A 26,457-nucleotide genomic window follows, 5' to 3' on the forward strand; every position below is an offset into this window, starting at 1 on the left:
GAAGACGACGTGCATCAGAGACCAAGTCCCGCCTTGATCGCGGCTTCATCGATATCGCCGTGCTCGCCGATCACGACGAGTTTCGACTGCCTGACACCCGCGCCCCAGGGCTTGTCGAACTGGTGGCGTACGCGCTCGCCGACCGCCTGCAGCAACAGGCGCATAGGCTTGCCCGCAACCGCGATATAGCCCTTGGTGCGCAGCACATTCTGCTCGCGCGCCAGCTTCTGGACGGATGCCACGAGCGCGTCAATGTCCGAGACCTCCGGAAGGTCGATCACAACGGACGCGAAGTCGTCATGCTCGTGCTCCTCCTCGCCGTCATGATACGATGGACGCGCCGCGAGATCGTTCTCCGCGGCAGCGCCGAGCCCGAGAATGACGCGCGCATCGATTGCACCGTCAGTGACCGGCAGCATCGGCACGGGGCGCGGCATCTCGGCGGTGATCGCGGCCTTGGCCGCTTCGATTCCCGCCGTGCCCGCAAGATCGGCCTTGGTCAGCAGCACGATGTCGGCGCAGGCGATCTGGTCCTCGAACACTTCCGACAGCGGCGTCTCGTGATCGAGATTCTCGTCCGCCGCGCGCTGTGCTTCCACCGCAGCCGGATCCGGCGCGAAACGGCCGGCCGCGACGGCTTCGGCATCGGCCAGCGCGATCACGCCGTCGACCGTGATGCGCGAACGGATCTCCGGCCAGTCGAACGCCTTCAAAAGCGGCTTCGGCAGTGCCAGGCCCGACGTCTCGATCAGGATGTGATCGGGCTTCACGGGCCGCGCCAAAAGCTGCTCCATGGTCGGAATGAAATCGTCGGCGACGGTGCAGCAGATGCAGCCATTGGCGAGTTCGACGATGTTCTCTTCCGGGCAGTTCGCGTCCGCGCAGGATTTCAGGATCTCGCCATCGACGCCCTCGCTGCCGAACTCGTTGACGAGCACTGCAAGCTTCTTGCCGCCGGGATTGGCGAGCAGATGCTGGATCAGCGTCGTCTTGCCGGAGCCGAGGAAACCGGTGACCACCGTCACCGGGACTTTTGCGAGCGAGTTCATTCGGCGGCCTCCGGCACGGCGGGAATCGGGGGAATGCGGGCAAGCGATTGCTTGCGGAAGATTTCGGGCCGGCTGCGCCAGGGCACGAGCCCGTCGGGCGCGGCCGCATAGGCCGCAGCGCCGGCGACCACGTCACGTGCATTTGCATCCGACAAGCGGCCATAGACATAGGACCAACGGCCAGGCGCGGTCAGCGCGACCGAGCAGCCCTGGCTGCAGGCCGAGAGGCACTCGACGGGAACCACATGGACGCCGTCGGGCACGCCGGCGTCAAGGATCGCGCCATGCAGGCGCTTGCCGGGCGTGGTCTCGCCCTCGCCGAGCGTCTGGCCGGCGCGACAGGTAATGCAGACGTGAAGTGTAACCGTCATCGCCTCTTCCAGAATAAACAGCGGGAGGCGAAGAGGCGCACGGACCGCATTCGAAAGGCCCGTTTCCCCGTCGCGGAACACCCCGTCCGCCGGTCCAAAATCGTCCGCGCTGGCAGGTCTCCCGGCTTGCGGAGCAGGGCTTTGCCCTTCGATCCCCGCCTTCCCGATTCCCTCTCGGGAGTCAGTGGCTTCGGGCATCTCTCCGGTCACGGTCGCGGGGGCGGCTGCATTTTGGACCCAAATCTTGCCGATTCGGACCCTATCGCATTCCCTCTTCGCCTGTCATAGGACAGGAACCAACGCCGGCCCACCATTTGCCGCCGGCCGCCACTTGTCAAGCCGAAGGACCGGGACCGATGACGCCTGAACCGGAGACCCAAACGGGCGAGGAAACCGACGCCCGCCACGCCCAGAAAATGGCGAAGAAGAAGGCCGCCCGCGACAAGATCATGGCGACCAAGAGCGGCGAAAAAGGCCTCATCATTGTCCACACCGGCGCCGGCAAGGGCAAGTCCTCCTCGGCCTTCGGCATGATCGTCCGCTGCGTCGCCCATGGCTTTCCCTGCGCGGTGGTGCAGTTCATCAAGGGCGCATGGGATACCGGCGAGCGTCGGCTGCTCACCGGCCATTTCGGCGACCTCTGCCAGTTCCATGCGATGGGCGAAGGCTTCACCTGGGAGACACAGGACCGCGCTCGCGACATCGCCGCCGCGCGCGCCGGCTGGGAGAAGGCCAAGGAGCTGATCCGCGATGCGAACCTGCGCATGGTCGTGCTGGACGAGATCAACATCGCGCTGCGCTACGACTACCTCGACATCGCCGAGGTGGTCGAGTTCCTGACGACGCAGAAGCCCGAGATGACGCATGTCGTGCTCACCGGGCGCAACGCCAAGGACGAGCTGATCGAGATCGCCGACCTCGTCACGGAGATGACGCTGGTCAAGCATCCCTTCCGCTCCGGCATCAAGGCGCAGGCCGGCGTCGAGTTCTGAGACGATCTCGCAATGGCGCGCGCATTGATGATCCAGGGGGCCGGCTCTGACGTGGGCAAATCGCTCATCGTCGCGGGCCTTGCGCGCGCCTTCACGCGGCGCGGCCTGCGCGTGCTCCCGTTCAAGCCGCAGAACATGTCGAACAACGCGGCCGTCACCGTCGATGGCGGCGAGATCGGCCGCGCCCAGGCGCTGCAGGCGCTCGCCGCCGGCGTCGAGCCGCACACCGACATGAATCCGGTGCTGCTGAAGCCCGAGACCGATGTCGGCGCGCAGGTGATCGTGCATGGAAAGCGCATCGCGACCGCTCGCGCACGCGACTACGCCGCGATGAAGCCGTCACTGATGGGCGCGGTGCTGGAGAGTTTTGAGCGCCTGAAGGCGCGCGCCGATCTCGTGCTGGTCGAAGGCGCCGGCAGCCCGGCCGAGGTGAATTTGCGCAAGGCCGACATCGCCAATATGGGCTTTGCGCGCAAGGCGGACGTGCCGGTCGTTCTGGTCGGCGACATCGACCGCGGCGGCGTCATCGCCCAGCTCGTCGGCATCAAGACGGTGATCGACCCCGACGATGCCGCGATGATCCAGGGCTTCGTCATCAACAGGTTCCGCGGCGATCCCACGCTGTTCGACGACGGCTACAAGTTGATCGAGCAGACGACCGCCTGGCGCGGGCTTGGCGTGTTGCCCTGGTTCGCGCGCGCCGGCGAACTGCCGGCCGAGGATGCGCTGGGCCTGAGCGACGCGCGCAAGCCGGGCCAATGCAAGATCGCCTGTCTCGCGCTATCGCGGATCGCCAATTTCGACGATCTCGATCCGCTCAAGCTCGAAGCTGGCGTCGATCTCGTGATGGTGCGTCCGGGCGAAGCCATTCCGGGCGACGTCCGCCTCGTCATCATCCCCGGCTCCAAATCCACACGCGGAGATCTCGCCTTCCTGCGCGCGCAGGGCTGGGACATCGATCTCCTCGCGCATCACCGCAGGGGTGGCCACGTGCTCGGCCTCTGTGGCGGCTATCAGATGCTGGGGCACAGCGTTTCTGATCCTGACGGGATCGAGGGCCCCGCGGGTGACACGCCCGGCCTCGGGCTGTTGGATGTCGAGACGGTGATGAATCCGCAGAAGACGCTGACACGCGTTGCAGCCGTGCATGCCGCCACAGAGCAGCCGATCGAAGCCTATGAAATCCACATCGGCCGCACCGACGGGCCCGATCGCGCCCGGCCATTTGCGAAGCTGAATGATGAGCCGGAAGGCGCGATCTCGCGCGATGGCCGTGTGCAGGGCAGCTATCTGCACGGCCTGTTCACGTCCGACGAATTCCGCAAGGCGTATCTCGCCAAGCTCGACATTCCCGCAGGAAACCAGCCTTATCATGCAAGAGTCGAGAGCGCGCTCGATGCCCTCGCCGATCACATCGGGAAGCATCTCGACGTCGACGGCCTGCTCGCGCTAGCGCGCTAGAACTTCGGCAAGACGCGTCCATTCAACTTCGCTGCCGGGAAGCCCGAGGCGTAGCCATGGCGGGTTCTGCGCGAAGACGCGGGACCAGATCTGGCCACGCGCGAGCTTTTCCTGGGCGACCAGTGCGTCGGGCGTTTCGTACAGCCGAAATAGCGACGCACCACCAACGAGCGTCCAGCCCTTCCCGCGCGCCATCTCATCGAGACGTCCACAATCGCGAACAAGTCGCGCTGACGTGGCCTCGGCCCAGGCATCGTCACGCAAGGCGCGGCTGCCGATTGCGATCGCCGCGCCCGAGACCGGCCATGGACCCGACAGCGCCGCGAGCTTGCCGATATCGTCTGCGTTGCCGATAGCAAAACCCAGCCGCAAGCCGGCAAGTCCGTAAAATTTTCCGAACGAGCGCAAGATCAGCAATCCCGGCCGATCCGCCTGCGGCGCGAGCGACAGCTGCGGAAGTGCGTCCGCAAAGCTCTCGTCGATGACGAGACGGCCGACGCGCGGCAGTAGTGCGAGCAAATCTTGTGGCGCAGAGCTCCGACCATCGGGATTATTGGGATTGACGATGATGGCAAGATCCGCGCCCGCCAGTGCGTCGGGCTCGCTGGCTTCCTGCACGTCCCAGCCCGCGGCCAACAGCACCCCGGCATATTCGTTGTAGGTCGGCGCGAGGATGCGCGCGCGGCCGGGCGGCGCGAGTTGTGGCAGCGATTGAATGGCGGCCTGTGCACCGCCCATGGCAACAACCGGCGCGTTCGTGCGATAGGCGTGTCGTGCCGCCTGATGCAATGTCTCGATCTCGGCGCGCGACGGCAGCGCAGTCCAAGCGCGCGAACTCACCTCGCCCAGGGGGTAAGGCAGCCGGTTGATCCCCGTCGAGAGATCAATCCAATCCTCCGCGCGCCCGCCAAAACGCTGCTGGGCCAGATCGAGATTTCCACCGTGCTCGCGCATGCCCCGTTGTTTCACGCGAAGGCCAGGATCGCAAGCACGCCGGCGAGCAGCAGCATGGCGCGGCGATACACCGCCAGCCCCTCGCCGATGTCGGCGGCAAGCGGATCGCGCGCGCCTTCGTTGAGCCAGGGCTCGTTGGTGATGCTGCCGTGATAGATGCGCGGGCCGCTGAGCCGCACTCGAAGCGCGCCCGCCATGGCTGCTTCGGGCCAGCCGGCGTTGGGCGAGCGATGACGTCGCGCATCGCGCGTCATGCAGGACAGCGCCTCGGATCGCCGCGGCGCCAGCAGCACGAACAAGAATCCGGTCAGGCGCGCCGGAATGAAATTGGCGACATCGTCGATGCGCGCCGCGGCCCAGCCGAACGCCTCGTAGCGCTCGCTGCGATGGCCGATCATGGAGTCCAGCGTGTTGATCGCCTTGTAGCCGAAAATGCCAGGCAGGCCGAACAGCGCGCCCCAGAACACCGGCGCCACGATGCCGTCGGATGCGTTCTCGGCGAGGCTCTCGATCGTTGCACGCGCGATGCCGGCTTCATCGAGCGTTGCGGGATCGCGCCCGACGATGCGCGAGACCGCCTCGCGTGCTGCGGCGATGTCGCCCGCGCTCAACGGCCTCGCAACGGCCGCGACATGATCATGCAGCGAGCGCTGCGCCACCAGTGGCCAGGCCAGGATGCCGACGAGCGCGAGCTGGATCCAGCTCCATGGAAGCCATGACTGAAGCATCCAGCCGAGCGCGACGGAGACCGCGATCACCACGAGCGCTCCGGCAATACCCGCGGCGCGGCGAAGCCATGGCGGATCGGATGCTCGATTCCAGGCGGTGTCGATCGCAGCAATGAGCCGGCCCAGCCAGGTCACGGGATGGCCGATCCGCGCGAACAGCGCGCCCGGCCAGCCCAGAAGGGCATCCACCGCCATCGCAACCACCATCGCGCCCGCAAAGCCCACACCTGCCTCCTGTCCCGCCCCTGTTGCGCAAAGCGAGGGCTGAGCGCAAGCCCCTGGCCGCCTGATTTCGGCTTTGTCTTTGGCCCCGTTTGGTGATTAGTGCTGGCCGACAGGAGACTTTGATGGCCGTCATCTTGATCACCGGCGGAGCGCGATCGGGCAAGAGCACGCGTGCGGAAGCACGCGCGAAGGGCTTTCCCGGCCGGCCCGTCTATCTCGCGACGGCGGAGGCGCTCGATACTGAGATGGATGAACGCATCGCGAAGCATCGCGCGCGTCGTGGAACCGACTGGATCGAGCGCGAGGTGCCGCTCGATCTCGTGCCCGCGCTGGTCGCAACCGATGGCGGCGGTGCAAGGCTGGTGGATTGCCTGACGCTGTGGCTCTCCAACCTCATGCATGCGGAGCGCGACTGGGAGAGCGACGTCAAGCAGCTTGCGGACGCCCTGCCCCAGCTCAACAGCCCGGTTGTTCTCGTCACCAACGAGGTCGGCCTCGGTATCGTGCCTGACAACGCGCTGGCACGCAGCTTTCGCGACGCCGCCGGCATCATGAACCAGACCATCGCGGCCGCTGCTAACGAGGTCGAGTTCGTCGTTGCCGGCTTGCCGATGAAACTGAAATGATGCCGCGCGCCGAGCTGCTCAAGGACATCGTCGCCGATCTCAGGATGGCGGCATCGTTCGTCACGATCCTTCCCGTGGCATCGTCGAAGCCCGCCGGCGACGGCGCGATCGCGCGCGCGACATGGGCGCTTTCGGTTGCAGGACTCCTGGTCGGCCTCGCCGGCGCTTTCGTCTACATGGTCGCCATCCGTGTCGGGCTGACGCCGAACCTTGCCGCCCTGCTCGCACTCGCGACCACTGCCCTCATCACCGGCGCATTGCACGAGGACGGGCTTGCCGACACCGCCGACGGGCTCGGTGGCGGGCGCACGCGCGAGCGCAAGCTCGAGATCATGCGCGACAGCCGGATCGGCACCTACGGCGTCTGCGCGCTGATCCTGTCGTTCGGCCTGCGCTGGAGCGCGCTCGGGGCCATCGCCAATCCCTGGGCCGTGATGCTGGCGCTGTGCGCCGCGCACACCGCTGCACGTGCGGGCGTGCCGGCCTTCATGTCGCTGGTGCCGCCGGCGCGACCAGATGGATTATCGGCGAGCGCCGGAGCGCCGCCGGGCCGCAGCGTCGCGATTGCCTTCGCCGTCGGGACGCTCGTTCTCGCGCTCACGCTCGGGCCGGGCAAGGCGCTGGCCGGCCTGATCGTGCTATCGCTCGCCGGCCTTCTGCTGGCCCGGCTTGCCATCCGCCAGATCGGCGGACAGACCGGCGATATCCTCGGTGCGTTCGAGCAGACCAGCGAGATCCTGATCCTGCTGGTGGCCGCCTCCTTCCAGTCGGGGCGATGATGGTCGAGTTTGACGATATCTTCCGCCAGCATCTGCACGAGCTGTTCGTGTGGCGCCGTGACGTGCGCCGCTTTCGAACTGATTCGTTGCCAGCCGGCAGCATCGATCGGCTGATCGAGACCGCATGCCTCTCGCCCTCGGTCGGCCTCAGCCAGCCCTGGCGCTTCGTCGTCGTCGAGGACGAGGCACGCCGAGGCGCCGTGATCGAGGACTTCAAGACGTGCAACGCCGACGCGTTGAGCGCCTATTCCGGTGAACGCGCGGCGCGCTATGCCACGCTGAAGCTGTCGGGCCTCGAGCAGGCCCCCGGCCACCTCGCCGTGTTCGCGGACAAGACCAGCGACATCGGCCACGGCCTCGGCCGCGCCACGATGCCGGAGACGACGGAATATTCGGTGGTCGCCGCGATCACCGCGATGTGGCTCGCCGCGCGTGCGGAAGGTATCGGCATCGGCTGGGTATCGATCCTCAATCCGGACCGCATTCACGCCATCCTCGACGTGCCGCCATCCTGGAAGTTCATCGCCTATCTCTGCATCGGTTATCCCGAAGCCGAATGCGACCGGCCCGAGCTGGAGCAGGCGAAATGGGAGCATCGGCGCAGCGCGGATGAGTTCACGCTGCGGCGGTAGCGCTCCGCACAATCCGTCGTCGAGCCACGGTGTTCGTGTCCCGGACGCGGTGCGGCACGCAGTGACGCTCCGCAGAGCCGGGACCCAGGAGACTGGCACTTGCCGCTGCATGGGCCCCGGCTCTGCAGCGCACCGCCGAAGAGGCGCTGCGCTGCGTCCGGGGCACGAGATCGAGACTGTCGTGCAATGATCGCGGAGTGTGCGGCGTGGCCCGCAGCTACGACTTGCTCCTGCCGTCCACCGCCGCCACGGGCGCGGGGATTTCCTTCTGGAACATCAGCAAGGGCCGGAAGATGATGCGGCCATAGGCCTCGTAATGGTTCTGGGTCGAGACCGCCATCTTCAGCGGCGTCGCGTAATTCGCCTCGAAGGTCATGCCCGGCATGTAGGTCCAGGAGAAGCCGACGCCGACGGAGGCAAGCTCGGTGACCCCGGGGAATGTCGAGTACACCGCGCCCCAATCCGTGAAGACGTAGGTGTCGAAACCCCTCAGCCATTGCGACCAATTGTAGTGCAGCTCGGCGTTGAAATAATAGCCGCTGTCGCCGGACGCCGAGTTGGAGGGATAGCCGCGCACGGTGGTGGGGCCGCCGATCGAGAAGATCTGGCTGCCGGGCAGCAGCTTCTCCTGGGTGTACTGCCAACTTGCCAGCACATTAGCGCTGAAATTCGCCGGGCCCGCGGCGCTGGTTGCGAGCAACGAGCCGGTATAGGTATTGAACGTGCGGTTGCCGCCCAGCACGTGATCCTGCCATTCGATGTAGTTCACGGCGGGCGAAACCGTGATCGAATAGGCGTTGCCGGACTTGGTCACGGAGACGCCGGCGGTGGACCTGTCATAGTGATCGTCGGTGACGGCGACCGTGGCGAAGCGGCTCACCGTCTTGCCCTCGGTCAGGGCGGCGTTGACCAGCACCAGCCAGTCCTGCGTCACCCAGACCGGCTGACTGAAATTGACTGAGGCCTGGCTCGAGCGTCCGGTGACGTCGAGCGCGACGAACGGCCCCTGAATGATCTTGATCTTGCCTTCGGTGTAGCTGACGCCAACGCGCCCGCCCCAGGGATTGACCGGAATACTGTAGGCTGCGTTGCCGTTGAGATTGCCGTCGGAGCGGACGCCGTAGAAGGTCAGGCGGTCGTCGACGCCGAACAGGCCGTGACGCTTGTAGAAGGTGCCGCCTTGCCAGCGGCCGGTGTTCTCCACGCCCTGGTTGTCGACGAAGAGCTGCCAGGTGTCGACCGGCGGCTCGATCACAGCGAACTGCAGGTCGGTAAGGCCGAAGCTCGTGCCGGGCTGGAGCAGCGCCTTGATCTGCACGTCGTTGGTGCGGTTGAACCAAATCACGTCGCGATTGAGCTTGGGAACGTCCAGGACCTCGCCTTCGGGCTCCTTCACGCGATCGAGGATGTAGTCGGTGCGGGTTTGCTTGTTGCCCTCGACGGTCGTCTTCTGGAGTCGGCCTTCAGTGAGCTTGACGCGGACGATGCCGCCCTTGGCGTCCTGATCCGGCAGCGTCGCGATGCCCGTGACGATCCCGCGCGCGGCGTAGACGGCGTTGATGTCGGCGACGAGCTGCAACAGCGCGGCGATGTCGACATCCTTGCCGACATATTTCCTCGCGATCTCGTCCAGCTCCGCGGGCGTGATGAACTTGGACTCGTCGAAGGTGACCTTGCGCAGGCGGAATTTCGGCCCGCCCGGCTTCAGGAGCTGGGATTTTTCCCGCTCGCCGCCGATCACCGCCGGACCCGTGAGCTTGGGCGGCGCGCTCTGCTGCTCGAGCTGCCGGCGCTGGCGATCGATGTCGTTCTGGATCACGCCGGGGTTGATCGACTGGGCGCGCGCGGAGACGATGCAGGACGCTGCCAGCCCGACCGCCAATGCTGCCCGCAGAATCCGCATGCCCAAGCCCGTCACCATGCCTCTGCCAGGCGACCGATTGCCGGCTTCGCTGTTTCGATCGCCGCATCCTTCCAGCCGGGACGTCCCGCACGCTGTCCTTTCTGGCGCAGCTTGCGCATGTCGCTGAGCCCCTCGATGTTGACGGCGGGGCCGGCGCCGACGGTCTCGACCGGACGCGGCGTCAGCAGCGCATCTAACCGCGCCTGGCCGGAGAGGCCGAGCAGATAGAACGTTCCGCCGTCCTTCTTCGCGAGCCAGGTCTCGATGCTCTCGGTGCCCTCGCCGTCGACCGAGATGTTGCGCACCATGCTGGCCCCGGTGAAGTCGTAGCAGCAGGTGTGGGTCGAACCGTAATTGGTCACGGTCGCCGAGATGTTGCCGGTGTAGAACACCACATAGGCGTTGCTGACATTGGCATTGCCGGTCTGGCTCATCGTGAACACGCCGCCCGGCTGGTAGAGCTGGAGCGCAGGCCAATTGGACGGCGCCGGCGAGCGGTTGTTGAGCAGCACCTGCGCGTTCGCGGTGGTCAGCATCAGCTGGCCCGGAATGTAGCCGTTGATGATGGAGACGGCGGGCGCATCGGTCCAGAAGGTCGCATCCACTGCCCTGAACTGGTTGATGATGATGTGCTCAGGGTCGATCGAGACATTGGCGGATTTCGCGACGCCACCATTATAACCAGTGATGTTCATGATCAGCGGGATCTGCGGCGTCGATCGGATCTGCTCGCCCTTGACGTTGATCGTATCAGCCGCGAGGTCGAGCTCCTTCACGACGCTGACCCAGCCGATGGTCAGGTCACCCGGCGAGGTCAGCTTGATAGTGTTGCCCCTGATCCTGTCGAGCGAGACCGGGCCCGCCGAGACGAAATGCGTGTCGCCGTTGGCGGAGATCGATCCGCCGCGGATCGCACCCGTAGTGGAGCGCAGGTCGATGTCGCCGAAATCGCCCTGGATGCCTGTGGTCGTGAGCTGACTGAAGACGATGTCGTTCACGGCGTGCAGGGTCTGCGTGCCGCCGCTAATGGCGGTGCCAACGGTGATCGCTCCGGCCGTCGCGGTGACGTCGAGCGGGCCGCCCACGTTGAGATTGTCCCAGTGAACGATCGTTCCGCTGAGAACTGCGTTGCCGCTCAAGGTCGTGAGGCTGCGACCGGTGTTGGTGCCCGCCGCGACCAGCCGCGCCGAACCATGGGCCGAGACCGAGCCCAGCGTCGGCACGCCGCCTGAGGTCACCGTCTGCGCCAGGATGAAGCCGTTGTCGGCGGTGACGTTGATGTTGCCGGCATCGCCATTGATGCCGGTTGCCGTGAGCGCGTTGAAGATGACGTTGTCGCGGGCGTGAATGGTCTGCGTGCCCCCGCTCTGCGCGGTCTGGAAGGTGATGCCGCCCTGGCTCGCCGTCGCGCCCAGCGTCGTGCCGACATTGAGCGTGTTCCAGTTGATCGGGCCGGTCGCCGTCAACAGACCTGAGCCGGTCGTGGCCGCGAGTGTGTTGCCGCTGATGGTCGTGGCCGCCAGCAGCGTCGCCGAGCCGTGGGCGGAAAGCGAGCCCAGCGTGGTCACGCCGCCCGACGTCACCGTCTGCGCCAGGATGAAGCCGTTGTCCGCGGTGACGTTGATGTTGCCCGTATCGCCGGCATTGCCGGTGGTCGCGAGCGATTTGAACGTCACGTTCTGGGTCGCATGGACCGTCTGCGAGCCGCTGCTCTCGGCGGTGCCGATGACGATGCTGCCGTTGTTCGCGACGGCGCTGAACCTGCCGCTCGCGCCCGTTGCCGTGCCCGCCACCACCTGGTCGAGCGTCAGGCCGCTCGTGCCGATGATGTCCACGCTGCCCCTCGCTGCCGACAACAGGCTCGCCTCGGTGTCGGTGAGAACCTTGACGTAGATGTCGCCGGCGCTCGCGCTGGCCGATAACCGCGCGGCGCTGAGGACGAACCGGCTCGTGGCATTGCCGATGCCGTTCGATGCGCTCAGCGACACTTCGGCGCCCGCGCCGGACGCCACGAACTTGGTCTGGCCGTCGCCATTGTCGACGATCGCGCCCAGCGAGGCGACGCCGCCGGCGGTCACGATGACCGAGGGCGCGTTAGAGGCAGCCGCGTAGGACAGTGCCGAGTTCAGCTGGCCGATGGTCGCATCACCCGTCGTGGTCACCGAGATCAGTCCGGCGGCATTGATGGCCGAATAGGCACCCATCGACAGCGTCGCGGCGACCAGCGTGACGCCACCGGAGCTGCTGGTCGCGACCACCGGCGCCGCGCTGGTGCCGGCCGCAAAGGTCATGCCGCGGTTGGCGAGCAGCTGCATCAGGCCGACGCTGGTGATGTCGGCATTGACGGTGAGCGCGCCGCGCGAAACGTTCAGCGTCAGAGCGCCGCCGGCGGTCAGCGTTCCGTTGGGACCGCTGCTGCCGACCACGAGGTCGCCGGTGACGGCGAGAAGGCTGAGGTCGCCGACGGCCGAGCCGGTCACGGTGCCCGAGATGTTCACCTGCAGCGGCTGGAAAGTCGAGCCGTTGAAGCCGATGTGGCCGCCGGCCCGCAGATCGAGGTCGGTGCCCAGGATGTGGATCGCGCTGCGGTCCGTGAAGCCGGCTTCGGCGTAGATGCTGCCGGTCGCGGCGAGCTGGATCGCATTGCCGGCGGAGATGTTGCCGAGAATGAGATCGCCGGTGGTCTGCTTCACATAGATGCCCTGCGCCGACGAGACCTGGTCGAGCTGGTCGTTGCCGGGATCGGCGAACGCGATCTGGAGCGCGTTCGAACTGGAGCCGACATTGCCGCGCTCGGCAATCAGGGTCAGGTTGCTGATGTCACCCGAAATCACGGCCCCGCTCGCATTGGCGAAGACGCTCGTCACGGCGTCGAGCTTGACGTCGCCGCGGCCGGTCACCTGGATGCCGTTGGCCTGAGCGGCCGTGATCGGGCCGTAATTCGCGGTGACGCCACCGAGCGCGAGGCTGTTCTTGCTGCCGAGATAAATGTTGGTCAGCGCCTTGGCCGAGATCGCGATCGGGTTGTCGACGACGACCAGGTTCTGCTGCGACAGGCTAACCGTATAGGTCGTGACATGGGTGGTCGGGTCGGTCACTGCTCCGACGGTGAGCTGGCCGGGACCGGCCGTCGCCAGCAAGCCTCTCTGCTCCGGCGTCAGCGAGGAGGAATCGACGCTGGTGAAGGTGAAGGTCTGGGGCGCGGCCGAATTGCCGACCGAGCCGCGCGGCGCGTAGAGCATGATCTGATTGGCGCTGACATTGGCGACGACGTTGTCGTCGATCGGCGGTGGAGCCGCGCCGACGGCCGACGACGACACCGTGTAGGCGAGCTGGCTCTGCGTCCACTGCGAGCCCGCGGTGATGATGCCGTAGACCCGCTCGGTCGACGCGAGCGTGTAACTGTAACTCGCATTGTAGGCATTGAGCGCGGTCTGCAGCGCCGCGTTGCTCGGCAGGCGCTGATTGGCCGTCGAGACACCGTCGAACAGCTTGGTGAACAGGGTCGACGACAGCGAGCTGCCGAACAGCGTCCCCAGCGGATCTGTGGGCGCGCTGCCAAGCAAGGTCGTCAGCGAGCTCTTGAGCTGGTCGGTGGTGATCTGGCCGAGCAGGAACTGATCCCGCAGGAACCGCGTCGTGGCCTCGGTCTTCATCTGCGTCGCGGTGACGTTGGCGGGATCGATGCCGAGCTTGGCCGCGACCTGCGCCCGCAGCACCGTCTGCCCCACCGAGGTCGGAGCGTAGGTGCTGCCGTTCGGGAACGCAATGTTCTTGAGCTGGAAGTAGTCGTTATAGGCAGACGTCACCATCGACTGGTAGCTGTTGACGGCGTTGGTGGCGGCATTGCCGCTCAGCAGGTCGAGGCTCGTCCAGACATCCTGGAGATGCTGGCTCTGCGCCGGGGTGAGACCGACCGCCGCCCGGCCGTTGAGGATGCTGGCCTGGTTGCCGTCGGATCCGGCGGCTTCCAGGAAGACCGGGCCGCCGGTCGACTGGATCGTGCCGAGGCGCAGGTCGCCCTTGGACTGGACGATGTAGGTGCCGGTGGCCGAAGCGCTGTCGAGCACGCCGCCGTCGACGGTGCCGTTGGTCTGCGTGGTGCCGGTCGCCTGGATCACCAGAGGATTGATGTTGGTCAGGGTGGAGGCGCCGTTGACGACGGCGCTGGTCGCGCCGATCGCGCCGGCGCTGGAGTTGATCTCGACATTCTTGCCGATCACGACCGGCGTGGCGACGTTGTAGGCGGCCGCCGAGTTGATGTCGCCGGTCGCCGAGATGAAGACGCTGCCCTGCGGCGCGCGGCCGGAGACACCCGAATTGACGGCGACCTGGTTGATCGAGAGCGAGCCGACGGCCGCGATCGCGATGTCGCGATCGATTGAGCGGGCGGTCAGATTGCCGCCGTAGACCTGCACCTGGACGGGAACGCCGTTCGCGCCGAGCGAACCGATGCCGCCATCGGCCTGCAGCGTGACGTTCTTGCCCGAGATCATCGGGTTGTTGGCGCTCGCGCCTGATGTGATGGCCGAATTGGCGCCGGTGGCGATGACCGTCGTATCACCCGAGAGGTTGTTGATCGGGCCGTTGACGACGATTCCGGAGTTCGAGCTGACATTGACCGTGCTCGCACCGCCGCCGCTGAACTGGATGTTGATCGGGTTCGACGCCTTGACTGTGTTGGTCAGCGTCAGGGTCAGGTGATCGTAGATCTGCTGATACCAATTGAATTGGGTATCCGCACCGCAGCACTTGTCAGCGGTCGTGTTGTAGCCGCCGCCATGATAGCTGCCGGTCGCCGTGATCACTTCCTGGAAATTGGCGGTCTGCAATTGCCCGGTGTTGCCGCCCCCGCCCGTGGCCTGCATCACGTTCTCGACCAGGCTGATGGTGCGGGTCCAGTTCTCTCCGGTCGCCGCATTCGGCGTGTAGTGCCAGCCATAGTCGAACTGCGTGCTGGTCACCGGACGATCGAGCGTCGCCGTGTCGACCCACTGATAGTACATGTTGGGCTTGACGGCGTACTGGATGCCCGCCGTTCCGCTCATGCCGGTCAACATCGCACCGGTGTAAGCGCTCGCATTGACGCCGGCCGTCCTGTACGTCGACACCTGCTGTCCACCCGACGCGGACGGATTGTAGACGTACCACGTCGTCTGCTGCTGAAGCTGATCGACGATCTGGATCACGCTGGGCGCGCTGACGCCGGTGTTGATGGTGTTGGTGACGAGCTGGAGCCCCGTCGAGTTGTTGACCGTGATCGTGCCCGCACCGCCCTTGACCGCGATCGTGCCCTGGGAGGTGCCGTCGGTCGACGTCGAGATGATCTTGCCGTTCAGATAGACGTAGCCGCCGGAGCCCTGCACCACGCCGTTCACGAGGATCTGGTCGGTGAGCGCGTTGTACCGCACGCCGATCTTGATATCGCTGGCGACCAGCGGCGCGGCAGCTGCCGTGATGTCGTAATAGCTGCCGTTCCGCGCGTTGGCCTGGGCCTGGGCAAAGGCCGCGCTGTTGCTCTTGAGGTCGTTGATGGCGGACAACGCGCCGCTGCCGATGTCGACCGAGTAATTGCTGCTCGTGCCGCTCTGGATCAGGCCGTTGACGTTGATGACGCCCGCCGAGATGATGATCGCTTGGCCGAGGATGAAGGGCGCGTTCGCCGGGTTCTGGTATCCCGAGGGCGTGGTCGAGGCCCAGTTCGTGATCGCGTTGGTGTTCGCAGTTCTCGGCGTGATCACGTCGTTCTGGATATTGACGACCTGGAAATAGGCCGAGCAACCCGAGCAATGGAACGGCGAGAAGAACTTGGCCGTGTGGTTGGTGGTGACGGTGTTGCCCTGGGCATCCGTAGAGGTCGTGGTGTAATCGTAAGTCGTGTTGCTGAAGACGCCCTGGCCGGCATAGGTGTCCCGTTCCCAGGGCGCGGTGACGATCGGCTGGACCGTCGGTCCTTCCATTGCTGCAAGCGTCGCGGGGCTGCCGACGCTGCCGCCGCCTCCATTGGGCGTGCCGTTGCCCATCGGCAGGAAGATCGCCGAATAGAGCGACAGGCCATCGTAATAGGTCATCAGCATGCGCGCGGTGAAGACCGTGCTGTTGGCGGCCGTTTGCTGAACGCCGGTGTTGCCGTCGACGCAGCAGTAATAGAAATACGGGTGATTGCCGCCTGCGCCGATATGCGGACTGTACTCGTACGCGCCATAGGCGCCGAGGAAGGTCGCCGCCGCCATCACCGCTGTCAGGGTGTCGTTGGCGGCCGGCTTGTACTGGACACCGGCCCATTGCGCGGTGACGTCGTGGTTGGAGTTGTAGAAGCTGCCGATACCGCCGAGGAAGATGAACGAGCCGTTGGGCGCCACCATCTGGATGGTCGCGGCATTGAGCGACTGCGACGCCACGACGCTGCCGAGCTGGCTGGTGATCTTGAGCAGGCCGTTCTCGTTGGTGACGAGGCCGTCGAAGTAGATGTCGGGCTTGCGGGTCAGCTGGTTACCGTTGTCGTCGACGCCGAGCCCGGTGCTGGGATCGACGCGGTTGTAGGTCGCCGAGATGTCGATGATCGGCGTCGCGCTCGGCATGGCAGTGAAGGTCACGTTGGAATGCGAATCCGGGTCGACATGGTCGATCTGGCGATAGGTGATGTTGCCGCCGGTCACGTTGGTGACCGTGAGGTTCGCAAAGTCCATGAAGTCGAGGCCGCGGTTCTCGACCTTGATCATCGCCGAGCCGCGCGCGATGACCGCTGGCGCCGAGTGACCGGCGAGACTGTTTCCGGTCAGCCTCTGCGCCAGGATAGAAACGTTGCCTGCGGACACGAGCATGTCGCCGAAAGCGAAGGCATTGCCGCCGGCATCAGAGGTATATGGCGCCTGCTGGATCAACGCGTTGATCTGGCGCTGGATATCCCCGGTCGGATCGGCCCCGGACGGCGTCATCGTGGCGGGATGTGTGGACGTCGACGCCGCGAGCGCGGTCCGGATCTGCGCATCGGTCAGGCCGGTCAGCGTGCCGAGCTGGTTCACGATGTTCTGATAGGGATTGAAGCCGCCGACGATGGTGTACTGGACCGTCTGGTGGTTCCAGCTCTTCGCCGGGCTGAAGTGATCGACGTCGGCGACGTATTCGAGCGTGGATGACAGCGACGAATACGGGCTCGTCGTGCTCAGGGTCGGCGCGCTTGCACCGAGATCGATCGTGATGAGCACGTCGTTGTTGATGCCGGCCACCACCAGGCCGTTGAGCGCGACATCGCCGGTACCGCTGGTGTGGCTGTGATTGTCGCTGTTCTTGGCGCTGAAGATGTCCAGATACGGATTGTAATTGCTGCCATTGCCGGTCGCGGTCACCTGCCCCTGCGTCGCGCCCAGATAGATGTCGCGCACGCCGAGCACGCGCGAGCCGTCGGCCAGCGTCAGGCTGCTGTCGCCGCCTGCATTGGCCGTGCCGCGGTAGAGGGTCGAGATCGGAATCGCGGTGTTGTTGTAGACCACCGTCGTCGCCGTCGCCTGGATGCTGCTGAAAGTGATGGTGTCGCCCGACATGCCGGCAAAGATGTTGATGTCGCGCCAGGCCTGGATCGTCGTGCCGCTGCCGACATTGACGTCCTGGTTGGCATGGACCCAGGTGTTGGTGCTGGCACCGACGCCGGCGATCGCGCCGTAGAGACTGGCATTGGCGTTGTTGGACGCCGCCATCTTCGCAGCCGTGCCGATGAAGATCTTGCCGACGCTGAACAGCTCGCGGGCATTGATGTTGACCGCCAGCGTGGCGTTCGCCGTCATGTTGGATTCGGCGCCGCCGCCGGCGAAGAAGCTGGCGGTGGCGAGGCTCGCCGTGTCCCTGGTATTCAGCGTGTTGTAGGCCTCGATGTCGATCACGCCGATCGACGTGCGGGGGTCGCCGTTGAGGCTCAGGATCGTCCCGGCGCCGATATTGGTGGTGACGGTCTGGGTGACAGTGGAGTCGCTCAGCGCAGCCGCGCCTGAGAACGAGCCACCGGAGCCCGAACGCGCGCCGCCGCCCGCCTGATTGACGATGTCGTTGGAGATGACGACGATATCGCCGCCATCCGTGTTGATGATCAGATGCGTTCCGATCTCGGCGGTGGTGGTCGAGGTGACGTCATTCTGCGCCTTGCCCGCGGAGACGCCGGCCGTGGACGCCTGGTAGGCGTCGCCGCTGGCGGCATAGTTGGTGGCGTGCGTGGCTTTGACGCTCAGGCCGCCGAAATAGAGCGTGTCGTCGCTGGTACCGCCGTCGAACCGCGCATTGGTGACCGCGGTCGAACTGGTCGTGGCGACGGCCGCGGCGCCGGCATAGGTGCCGCCCGCACCGACCGTCGCGTTGGAGACGTTGGTATCCTTGCCCGTGGCGGTGATCTGAAGGATGCCGGTGTAGTTCTCGTGGTTCAGGGTATCCATGTCCGCGGGCGCGCCGAGATAGGCGTAGGTGTGCGCGTTCGAGGACGTCTGCGCGACGGTCGCGCCCAGGGCCAGGAAGCCGGTCGAAAGGCCGGTCGCCTCGGCGTATTGAGCGCTGTCGTTCTGAGCCGCGATGAGCACATCGGCGTTCGGAAGCTCGATCCCCGTGCCGCCATATGCGCTGACGGTCGCGTTCTGGGAAGCCTTCGCGTAGCTGCCCTGCGCGCCGATCAGCGAGCCGCCGCCACCGGCGAGCGCCTTGGCATAGGTCGTCGTGCCATAGATCGTCGTCGTGGTTCCGTCGGTGTTGGTCTGCGTACCGATGATGGGGACGAGCGCCATCGCGGTCACGCCCAGCGCGCCGCCCGAGAAGATGGCGTTGTCGCCGACATCGGCTGTGACGGTCGCTCCGACCGTCGACTGTGCGATGGCGACGCCGACCGCACCACCACCCACCGAGACGCCGATCGCCTCGCTCGACAGATTGGGCGTGATCGATGCCGTCACCAGCGTGCCAACACCGGTCGCGGACGTCGTGATCGAGGAACCCGTGCCGATCTCGGCGGCCACGCTCGAATTCTCGTGCGCCTCCGCATCCGCGCCGACGCCGGCGAGGATGCCTCCGCCCAGCGCCGTTGCAGTCGTCGACAACTTGCCGGCTCCAGCTGCGCCCACCGCCAGCGTCGAGGTATTGACGGTGGCGTCGTCCAGGACCTTCGCCGCGACCGAGCTCGACCGTCCGGCCGTTGCGACCGAGGCGCCGACCGCCGCGGCACCGGCGGTGACGCCGCCCGTGAAAACGACTTGGGTCGAGGAATCCTGCGCCATGACGGCGACGCCGGTGCCTCCCGTGCCGGTGACCTGGCCGCCGAGCTGGGCCGTCACGGTGTTGGTGACATTGCCGAACGCCACGGCAGCCTGCGCTCCGAAGTAAAGCGCCGCGCCGCCCGCGATCGCTTCGGTGTCGATGGTCTTGCCGGCGTAGGGTCCGGTGTTGGCATCCTTGACGACCGCCGCGACGGTCACGGAGGGCGCGGACACGATCGCGCTCAGATTGGCCAGCACGCTGCTGTTGACGCTGGTGTAGCCGATGCCCGCGCCGATGCCGACATTCTTGGCAAAGCCGGCGCCGAGCAGGTACATCTTGGCCGCGTTTGCGCTGGTGGCGCCGACATTGACTTGCGTGCCCGTGACATTGCCGCCGGCGATCTGCGCGGTGACGCCGTCATCGCCGCCCGTGAGCACGCTGCTGACGTTGTAGGTCGACGTCACGTTGGCACTGTTCGGATTGCCAGCCGTCCCGCTCGCGACCGCATTGCTGCCTTGCGCGGTGTTGGTCCGCGCGTTCACCGCTGCGATCGTTCCGTTGCCGCCCTGATTGAGCTGGCCGGTCTGCTGCCCCTGCGTATCGGGATCGGCGGTGTTGGTGCCGATGATGATGACGCCGACGGTCGCACCGATGCCGACGCTGCCGCCGATTCCGGCGGTCACCGCATAGGACAGCACTTCCTTGGTGCTGAGCGCATTGACGTTGATCGCGCCGGACGAATTCAGGTTGCTGTTGCGGCTTTCCGCGATGGTCTGGCTCTTGAACGAGATGATGTTGGCGGCGGCACCGACGCCGACACCGGCGCCGCTGGCGCCGACCGCGAGCGCGCCGGCGATCTCCTTGATCGCCACGTCCTCGTTGGCATTGATGGTAACCGCGCCGGCGGCACCGCCCGTCACCGATTGCAGCGTGGTGTCGTAGACGCCGGCGATGGTGGTGTTGCTGGCGATTTCGATATTCGCCATGCCCGCGATCGCCGCCGTTCCCGTCGAGAGCGCGCCGCCGATCGCATAGGCTTCGAAGCGGTTCTTGGTCTTGGCCTGGACGTCCAGCGCACCGCTCAGGTTGAGCGCGGTCGTATGTGGTGTCGTGCCGCCGTGATAGGCGAATTCGTCGCCGACATAGGCCAGGGTCCGGTTCGAGGAGACCTGGACCAGGAAGGCCGCGCCGATCGCGGCCTGGCTGCCATAGGCCCCCGAGCCGTTCGCGGAGAAGATGCCGGTATTGTTGTTGGCATTCACCGTCAGTGACGAGGCCGTGAGCGCGCCGCCGTCGACATAGGCTTGCGTCGTCGCCAGGAACACGTTCAACCCGACCGAGCCGGTGTTGAACCCGACGGCGATCGACGACGCATCCTGCTCCGCATTGGCCTTCACGGTGACGGCACCGACCGTCGGGCTCGACGACTGCACGCCGCCGACTGTGGAATTGGTGATGTAAGCGAAAGTGCTCCGCGACATCGTCGTGCTGATGACCGTGGCGCCGCCGCCACCGGTGCCGGTGGGCGGGACGATGCCTGCGCCGAACGCGCCAGAATAGGAGAAGCTCGATGCGGCGACCACGATCTGCGGCGCCAGCGTCGACGAGGTCAGGCGCGTGTCGATGGCCGCGCTGTCGATATACGCTCTCGTCGTCCCGCTCATCACATTGGTGATCGGGTTGATCATGATGGCAATACCGCTGCTCGCCGCGAGCGAGGCAACGTTGGTCACGACCGCCTGGTGCGAGCTTGCGACGACGGCAAGGCCGCGCACGGTGTCCTGGTTCTCGGTGAGATCGGGTGCCGTGTCGGTCGGTGCATGGGTCGTGCCGAGGTCGAAGGCATGGACGAGCGTGCCGTTGTTCACCGACAGCGTATCGGTCGAGCTGGTGCCGAGCGCATCGACCTTCGTGTTCGCCCCGCTGATATAGGCCGCCGTGGTCCCGGTGATCTGGTTGGTCACCAGCGAGCCCGCGCCGCCGGCCGCGCCCTTGCTGATCGACACCGCACCGGCGAACACGCCCGCCTTGTCGTTGTTGCCCGCGATCACGGCGACATTGTTGGTGGCGGTGACGTCGGCGCCGTTGATGCCATTGGTGCCGGCGGCGGTGATGCTGGCGGTTACGTTGGTTCCCATCAAATTGGTGGCGACCGAGCCCGCAAGTCCCACCTGCGAGGACATCGCGACGCCGACGGCGACCGTCGAGATGCTGGCGTTCGAGTTTGCAGCAACGGCAACGTTGCCCGAGGCCGTCAGCTTGGAGCCGGTGACGCCGGCGCTGACATTGTTGGCGATGCTGCTGTTGACCAGGGCCAGGCCCGCGGCGCTACCCTGCGTCGAGGCACCCGCGACCGCCGCGGAACCGGTGATGCTGGAGTTGTCGGTCGCGGTGACCGAGATGTTTTTAGCCGTGACGGTCGACTGCGTCGTGCTGGACAGGTTGTTGCCGATGGCCGCCGAAACCGTGTTGGAGATGCTGCTGATCGTGGTGCCGCCGACGCCCGTGAACTGTCCCGTCGCAAGACCAAAGCCGATCGTGACCGCCTGGATCTTCGAGGAATCGACCGCGCTCACGCTGACATTGCCGTTGCTGCCCGCCGACATCAGGACGTTGGCGATATAGGCCGAATGCGTGGTCGCGATGGTGTTGTAGACGATCGAGGCGCCGACATTGTTCTTGCCGGCCTGGATCAGTCCCGCAACGGAGACGATGCTGGCGCCCGGACCGTTGCCCGCCCCGTCGTTGAGCGCCGCCGCGCTGAAGTCGATGCAGTTCTGCCCGCCGGTGCCGCCGGCGACGGTGCAGGTGTCCGAGGCGAGAAGATTGTTGTTCGACTTCTTGACGAGGTTGCCGAGCGCCGTATCCAGCGCCGACACGGCGCCGCTGTCCGCCAGCACCGTCACGCGGGCGACATTGATGTTCACCGTCGCGCCGCTGTTGATATATGCGGTCGTGGTCGGCGTGATCTCGCTGACGACGATCGCGCCGGCGAGTCCGTTGGACCCCGCCCCGCCCGAGGCCGCACCGGCCGCAATCACACTGGCGGTGTCGGCCATCACCAGCAGCGTGTCATAGTTCGAGATCGAGCTGCTGCGGATATGCGCGTCGGTCGCGTTTCCGCCGGTGGGATCGCCGATCGAGGCATAGGTCAGCCCGATGCCGACACCGGCCTGCCCGCCTGAGATGTAAAGCGAGCCGCCGCCGATCGCGACGTTCGTGGTCTGGTAGGCATCGACCTCGAGCGCGCGGTTGACGCCTGAGGACTGGCCCGTGATCGTCGAGCTCTCGATATAGGCGTTGGCACTGTCCGTGATGATGCCGACGGAGGCCGACAGCGCCGCCGCGTTGGCTTTCGATCCCGCCACGCCGATGGCGACGACGGTCTCCGAGCCGCCATTGAGCGCCTGCACCGTCACCGAACTCTGGTTGTTCACCGTGGTGCCGTAGATATAGGCGAGCGTCGCATTGTTGGACATCGCCGCCGCGATGGCGCCGCCGATCGCAGCGCCCTGAGCGGACGCTCCGGCCAGATTGAGCGCCGCGGAGCCGGACCCATTGTTGAGCATGGTGTCGTTGAGCGCCTGGACGATTGTGTTGGTCGTGACAGCGGTGGCCGTGGTGTACTTGTTGACCGTCGTGTTCCTGATATAGGCGCTGGTGCCGAGCGAGACGTCGCTCACCGACGAACTTCCGGCCAGATCGATGCTGAAGCCGTCGGTGCTCGATCCCGACGTCGAGCCGATCTTGCTCGCGGCCGTCGTCACGCCGCTGGTTCCTCCGGTCGCGCCGGCACCCGCAGCGCCCGCCTTGTCGGAGAAGCTGGAGGCCGCCGGCTCCGAGATCGATGCCGCGACGGCAGCCGCGGTGATGCGCCCTGAGGTGGTCGCGCTGATCGTGAGATTGTCGACATTGACCGCGCCGCTCCCGCCGCTGTTGCCTGCAAACGGATCGTTAACGCTGAACGGGCCTGGGCGAATGTCGGAATGGTTATCGCCAATATAGGCGGAGGTGTCGGTATTGGCTCCCAGATAGGCAACCGCCAATCCAACCGCCGAACCTCCGCTCGTGTTGCGGCTCATCGCGCCGGCAAGCGTCACGACCGACAGATCCTGCTGCGCCAGGATGCCGACGGTCGGGGCATAGACGGTGGCCTGGCTCGAGATCGACGCATGCGTCGTATTGTTCAGGAATCCGAGCGAGGTGATGCCGTTCAGCGCCAGCGCGCCCGCGGCCTTGCCGGACGACGGCGCCACGGCGACGAACTGGTCGGACGTGATCGCGTTGACGGCGATGTCGTCCGCCGCACGCACCGTCGCGCGATCCGAAACGCCGGCAATGGTGTTGGTGTTGAATTGGACGAGATTGAGCGCGCCGCCGACCGAAGAGCCACCCGACGTGTTGCCGGTTAGGAAGCCGAGCGTGCCGACATTGCCGGCAGCGTCGATCGACGCCGTGGTCGTGGTCGCCGCGATCTGGATGCTGGCGTTGTAGGTGTGGAGATCGCCATTGTCCATGCCGGCCGACCAGCTGCTGCCGCAGGCCGCGGTCGTGCATGTCGCCGTCAGGCTCGCGCCGCCCGCGACCCACGCCGTCGTGTTGTTGTTCACGACGAAATGGTTCAGTGAACCGGAGATGCCGATCGTGTCGCCGGCGTCCGCCGTGGCATTGGCGTAGCTGGTCAGGATGTTGCCGCCGACGCCGAGACTGCCGTTGAGGTGGCTCAGCACCGCACCGAGCCCGTCCCATTTCAGCCAGGTGTTGGTGATCGGCAATTCCGTGGTGGCATCGACGGCGATGTTCGCCGCGTTGATCAGCGTGCCGCTACCGACATAGGCGTTCGAATTGTGGGTGAAATTGCCCCAGGCCACGGCCGCGCTGATCGCCGTGCTCTCGCCGGAGACCACGTCCTTGGTGATCGCGCTGGAGGTCGCATTGCTGCGCACGCCGCGATCGATGACGTTGCTGGCGACGGCGACGTTGCCGCTGGCATAGATGCTGGGCGCGCCGCCGCTCGGGTTCTGAGCGATTGCAGCGGTCGCGCTCTGCGAGCTGTTGGCGAGGGAAAGCGCGGCCGCGGCCTTGAAATTGAAGTTCAGCGGCACCAGCGAGGACATGTGGTCCTGGATGATCGACGTCGGCGCGGTGACGGCGCGCAGCCCTCTCTCGATCGCCGCGATCAGGGCCGGCAGGCCGGCGATCGACGAAGCCATCGTGGAATTGCTCGTCGTGTCGGACGTCGCCTCCACCAGGACGGACGCATTCATCCGGCTGGACGTACTGGTTCCGAGCGATGCGCCGAGCGTCGCGGTCACGGACGTCGTGATGTCGCTGATAGCGAACGCACCGCCGACGCCGCCGCTCGCGCCCAATCCGGGTGCCGCAACCGACGTCGCGCTGGTCGAGAACGAATTGTTGTTGATCGCGCGCACCTTCAACGTGCTACCGCTCGTGTTCACCGTGCCGGCTGCGATATGCGCGCCGCTCTCGACGTTCGCGATCGTGGTCACCGAACCCTTGGAATAAGCCACCGTCGGCACGATCTGCGCGCTCGTCGATGCCGCGAGCGCAGAGACGGCGATGGTGGCGTCATTGAGCGCCTTGATCTCGAGGTTGCGGCCGGCATTGATCGTCGCGCCCGAGGCCACGTTGGTCGTGGCGATGCCGTCGATCTTGCCAACGACCACGCCGGCCGCGACCGGCGTGAGGCTGCCGAGCAAGGTCGACGCGATCGCCGGATCCGAGGCGGTCTCCGAAGCATGGGCGGAAATGGTGACATCGCCGCGGCCGTTGATGTCGGCATGGCTGTTGATGTTGATGGATGCGGTGGCGCTGGCCGCGACATAGCCGCCGTTGAGGCCCAGCAGCGAGCCGGCCAGCGTCGAACCGACGAGCGCCAAGGCGCCGACCGGCGAACCGTCGAGGAAACTCGATACCGCGGTCGAGGTCGCGGTGATCGAGACGGTGCCGCCGGTGATCTTGCCGTCGACCGTGATCGCAGTCGCCGCCGTGGCCTGCCCGGACAGCTTGATGTCGCTCGCCGTGGCCCGCAGCGTCACATTGCCGTCGGTGTAGTTCGTTCCGCCGAAATTGACCGACTGGGCCAGGATCTGCGCGCCGTTCTTGATCTCGATGTTCGGCGCGTCGATGATGACGTTGTTGGCGTTGCCGGTCGAATGGCCGGAGCCGTCGAGGCGGCGGGCGTCGATCACCGCGTGCGCAGCGAGCGTGATCGAATTGTCCGCCTGGATGAGGTAGTCGGCACCGGCGCTGAGTCCGGCCAGCGCATTCGCGATCGAGCTGTTCGACAGCGTCACGCCGGTGTCGCCCTGGCTGGCGTCGCCGACGACCAGCTCGATCGGATCGAATAGCAGCGTGCCGGCCTTGCCGTTCGGCGCGGCCACGTTGACGGCAACGCCGCGGCCGACATCGATGACGCCGTTCGCGCTGAAATCGACGAGGCCGGCATTGCCAGTCTTCGCGCTGGCGTCGAACTTGGCGCCGCCCGCCACGGTGAGGTTCTGCGCCGCCTTAAGGCGGATTTCGCCCGTGTTGCCGACCGTGCTGGCGATGCTCAGCTTGGCATTCTTGCCGATATCGATGTTGTTGCCGGCCTGAACGGTGATGTTGCTCGGCGTCGCACTCTTGCTCTGCGCCGTCAGGCGCCCGTTGACCCTAGCATTGTTGACCGCGCCAATATGGATCGAGCCGTTGCGCACGGTGATGGCGCTGGCACTGCACAGGCCCTTGGAATTGACGGATGCCGCGAACTTCGCGGCGTGGTCGAGATTGGCGATGTCGCGCTGGCTGGCGCCGCCGACATAGACGTTCTGCCCGGTCAGGCGCACGCCGTCCTGGGCGTTGACGCGTCCATAGATGCGGATGTTGCCGTCGGGCGAGACCGGGAACGAGCCCGCCATGAGGTTGCCGACGGCCGACTGGTTGATCTGCCCGCCCGCGCCGATCAGGCTGTCGGTGAACTCGCGCGTCGGCGTCGAGATGTTGAGGCTGCCGACATTGACCACGCCGCTGCGGCCGACCACGAAGCCCTTGGGATCGGCGAAATAGACGTTACCGCCGATCGCGCCGTTCATGTAGGAGTTCAGCGTGCCGTTGACGTAGACCGGCGCGTCGCGAACGATGTTGACGAGGTTCTGCGTGCCGGTCGGCAGCTGCAGATTGACGGTGTTGCCCTGCCCGACGCTGAACTGCGAGAACGAGTTGAAGGCATTGTTGCCGGAGACCGTCGACGTCGTGACGTTGGTCACGCTGCCGGAGGTCTGCAAGGAGGTCCCGGTGCGGCCGTCGGGAATGATGACGTTCGGCGTCTGCGCCTGAACGCGGACGCTGTACACCGGGAGGAAGACCATCTGCATCGCGCAGAGCAGCGACATCGAACGGAAATGCGCAAGTCCGCGCAGGCCCCGTCCGTCAGTGTCTCGCGTCGCAGATGGTCCGCGCATTTCAGATCCTCTTCATCGGCATTGACGCCGATCCACGACCGGG

11 protein-coding genes and 1 riboswitch are annotated in these 26,457 nt (G+C 66.0%); of the genes, 5 read left to right on the forward strand and 6 right to left on the reverse strand.

Annotation, left to right across the window (positions count from 1 at the left end; all coding sequences use genetic code 11):
- Positions 1-14 precede the first annotated feature (14 nt).
- The gene (cobW, locus tag SE91_RS19580) at positions 15-1,049 is read right to left on the reverse strand and encodes a cobalamin biosynthesis protein CobW (RefSeq protein WP_061848749.1); all 1,035 of its coding nucleotides are present in this window, start codon (positions 1,047-1,049) and stop codon (positions 15-17) included.
- Positions 1,046-1,420, reverse strand: a complete 375-nt coding sequence (locus tag SE91_RS19585; RefSeq protein WP_061851211.1) for a DUF1636 family protein — start codon at positions 1,418-1,420, stop codon at positions 1,046-1,048. The genes cobW and SE91_RS19585 overlap by 4 nt, the downstream gene beginning before the upstream one ends.
- A gap of 94 nt (positions 1,421-1,514) precedes the next feature.
- Positions 1,515-1,736, reverse strand: a riboswitch (cobalamin riboswitch).
- Between the two features lie 40 nt (positions 1,737-1,776).
- On the opposite strand from SE91_RS19585, the gene cobO reads away from it, so the two are divergent.
- The gene (cobO, locus tag SE91_RS19590; protein WP_061848750.1) at positions 1,777-2,412 is read left to right on the forward strand and encodes a cob(I)yrinic acid a,c-diamide adenosyltransferase; all 636 of its coding nucleotides are present in this window, start codon (positions 1,777-1,779) and stop codon (positions 2,410-2,412) included.
- A gap of 12 nt (positions 2,413-2,424) precedes the next feature.
- Entirely contained in the window at positions 2,425-3,873 is a 1,449-nt protein-coding gene (locus SE91_RS19595) for a cobyric acid synthase (RefSeq protein WP_061848751.1), read from the forward strand.
- Here SE91_RS19595 and cobD read toward each other — a convergent pair.
- Together cobD and cbiB are read right to left on the reverse strand one after the other, a co-directional pair.
- Positions 3,862-4,827, reverse strand: coding sequence for a threonine-phosphate decarboxylase CobD (gene cobD / locus SE91_RS19600; RefSeq protein ID WP_061848752.1), 966 nt, complete (start codon positions 4,825-4,827; stop codon positions 3,862-3,864). The two genes, SE91_RS19595 and cobD, sit on opposite strands and share 12 nt — an antisense overlap.
- Positions 4,828-4,838: 11 nt before the next feature.
- Positions 4,839-5,780 carry an adenosylcobinamide-phosphate synthase CbiB gene (gene cbiB / locus SE91_RS19605; protein ID WP_061848753.1) on the reverse strand — a complete coding sequence of 314 codons (942 nt, stop codon included), beginning with the start codon at positions 5,778-5,780 and terminating at the stop codon, positions 4,839-4,841.
- Between the two features lie 122 nt (positions 5,781-5,902).
- Between cbiB and cobU the strand changes: the two genes are divergently transcribed.
- From cobU to bluB, 3 genes are read left to right on the forward strand one after another with little or no spacing between them, the layout of a single operon-like run.
- Positions 5,903-6,406, forward strand: a complete 504-nt coding sequence (cobU, locus tag SE91_RS19610) for a bifunctional adenosylcobinamide kinase/adenosylcobinamide-phosphate guanylyltransferase (RefSeq protein WP_061848754.1) — start codon at positions 5,903-5,905, stop codon at positions 6,404-6,406.
- Positions 6,403-7,185, forward strand: coding sequence for an adenosylcobinamide-GDP ribazoletransferase (gene cobS / locus SE91_RS19615; RefSeq protein WP_061848755.1), 783 nt, complete (start codon positions 6,403-6,405; stop codon positions 7,183-7,185). The genes cobU and cobS overlap by 4 nt, the downstream gene beginning before the upstream one ends.
- Positions 7,185-7,817: a 5,6-dimethylbenzimidazole synthase gene (gene bluB, locus SE91_RS19620; RefSeq protein WP_061848756.1), complete on the forward strand. Its 633-nt coding sequence runs from the start codon at positions 7,185-7,187 to the stop codon at positions 7,815-7,817. Before cobS ends, bluB begins: the two co-directional genes overlap by 1 nt.
- Before the next feature lie 217 nt (positions 7,818-8,034).
- Here bluB and SE91_RS19625 read toward each other — a convergent pair whose 3' ends face one another.
- Both SE91_RS19625 and SE91_RS19630 read right to left on the reverse strand, forming a co-directional pair.
- Positions 8,035-9,720, reverse strand: a complete 1,686-nt coding sequence (locus SE91_RS19625; RefSeq protein ID WP_061851212.1) for a ShlB/FhaC/HecB family hemolysin secretion/activation protein — start codon at positions 9,718-9,720, stop codon at positions 8,035-8,037.
- 11 nt (positions 9,721-9,731) lie between these two features.
- The gene (locus SE91_RS19630) at positions 9,732-26,414 is read right to left on the reverse strand and encodes a leukotoxin LktA family filamentous adhesin (protein ID WP_061848757.1); all 16,683 of its coding nucleotides are present in this window, start codon (positions 26,412-26,414) and stop codon (positions 9,732-9,734) included.
- Between the last annotated feature and the right edge of the window lie 43 nt (positions 26,415-26,457).

The organism is Bradyrhizobium sp. DOA1 (genome assembly GCF_001593325.1).
Taxonomy (GTDB): domain Bacteria; phylum Pseudomonadota; class Alphaproteobacteria; order Rhizobiales; family Xanthobacteraceae; genus Bradyrhizobium.

Bases quoted from the DNA above. Each gene is read 5' to 3' on its own strand.
- cobD (WP_061848752.1), bottom strand. From the start codon at position 4,827: ATGCGCGAGCACGGTGGAAATCTCGATCTGGCCCAGCAGCGTTTTGGC.
- cobW (WP_061848749.1), bottom strand. From the start codon at position 1,049: ATGAACTCGCTCGCAAAAGTCCCGGTGACGGTGGTCACCGGTTTCCTC.
- cobU (WP_061848754.1), top strand. From the start codon at position 5,903: ATGGCCGTCATCTTGATCACCGGCGGAGCGCGATCGGGCAAGAGCACG.
- SE91_RS19585 (WP_061851211.1), bottom strand. From the start codon at position 1,420: ATGACGGTTACACTTCACGTCTGCATTACCTGTCGCGCCGGCCAGACG.
- cobO (WP_061848750.1), top strand. From the start codon at position 1,777: ATGACGCCTGAACCGGAGACCCAAACGGGCGAGGAAACCGACGCCCGC.
- SE91_RS19625 (WP_061851212.1), bottom strand. From the start codon at position 9,720: ATGCGGATTCTGCGGGCAGCATTGGCGGTCGGGCTGGCAGCGTCCTGC.
- bluB (WP_061848756.1), top strand. From the start codon at position 7,185: ATGGTCGAGTTTGACGATATCTTCCGCCAGCATCTGCACGAGCTGTTC.
- SE91_RS19630 (WP_061848757.1), bottom strand. From the start codon at position 26,414: ATGCGCGGACCATCTGCGACGCGAGACACTGACGGACGGGGCCTGCGC.
- cobS (WP_061848755.1), top strand. From the start codon at position 6,403: ATGATGCCGCGCGCCGAGCTGCTCAAGGACATCGTCGCCGATCTCAGG.
- SE91_RS19595 (WP_061848751.1), top strand. From the start codon at position 2,425: ATGGCGCGCGCATTGATGATCCAGGGGGCCGGCTCTGACGTGGGCAAA.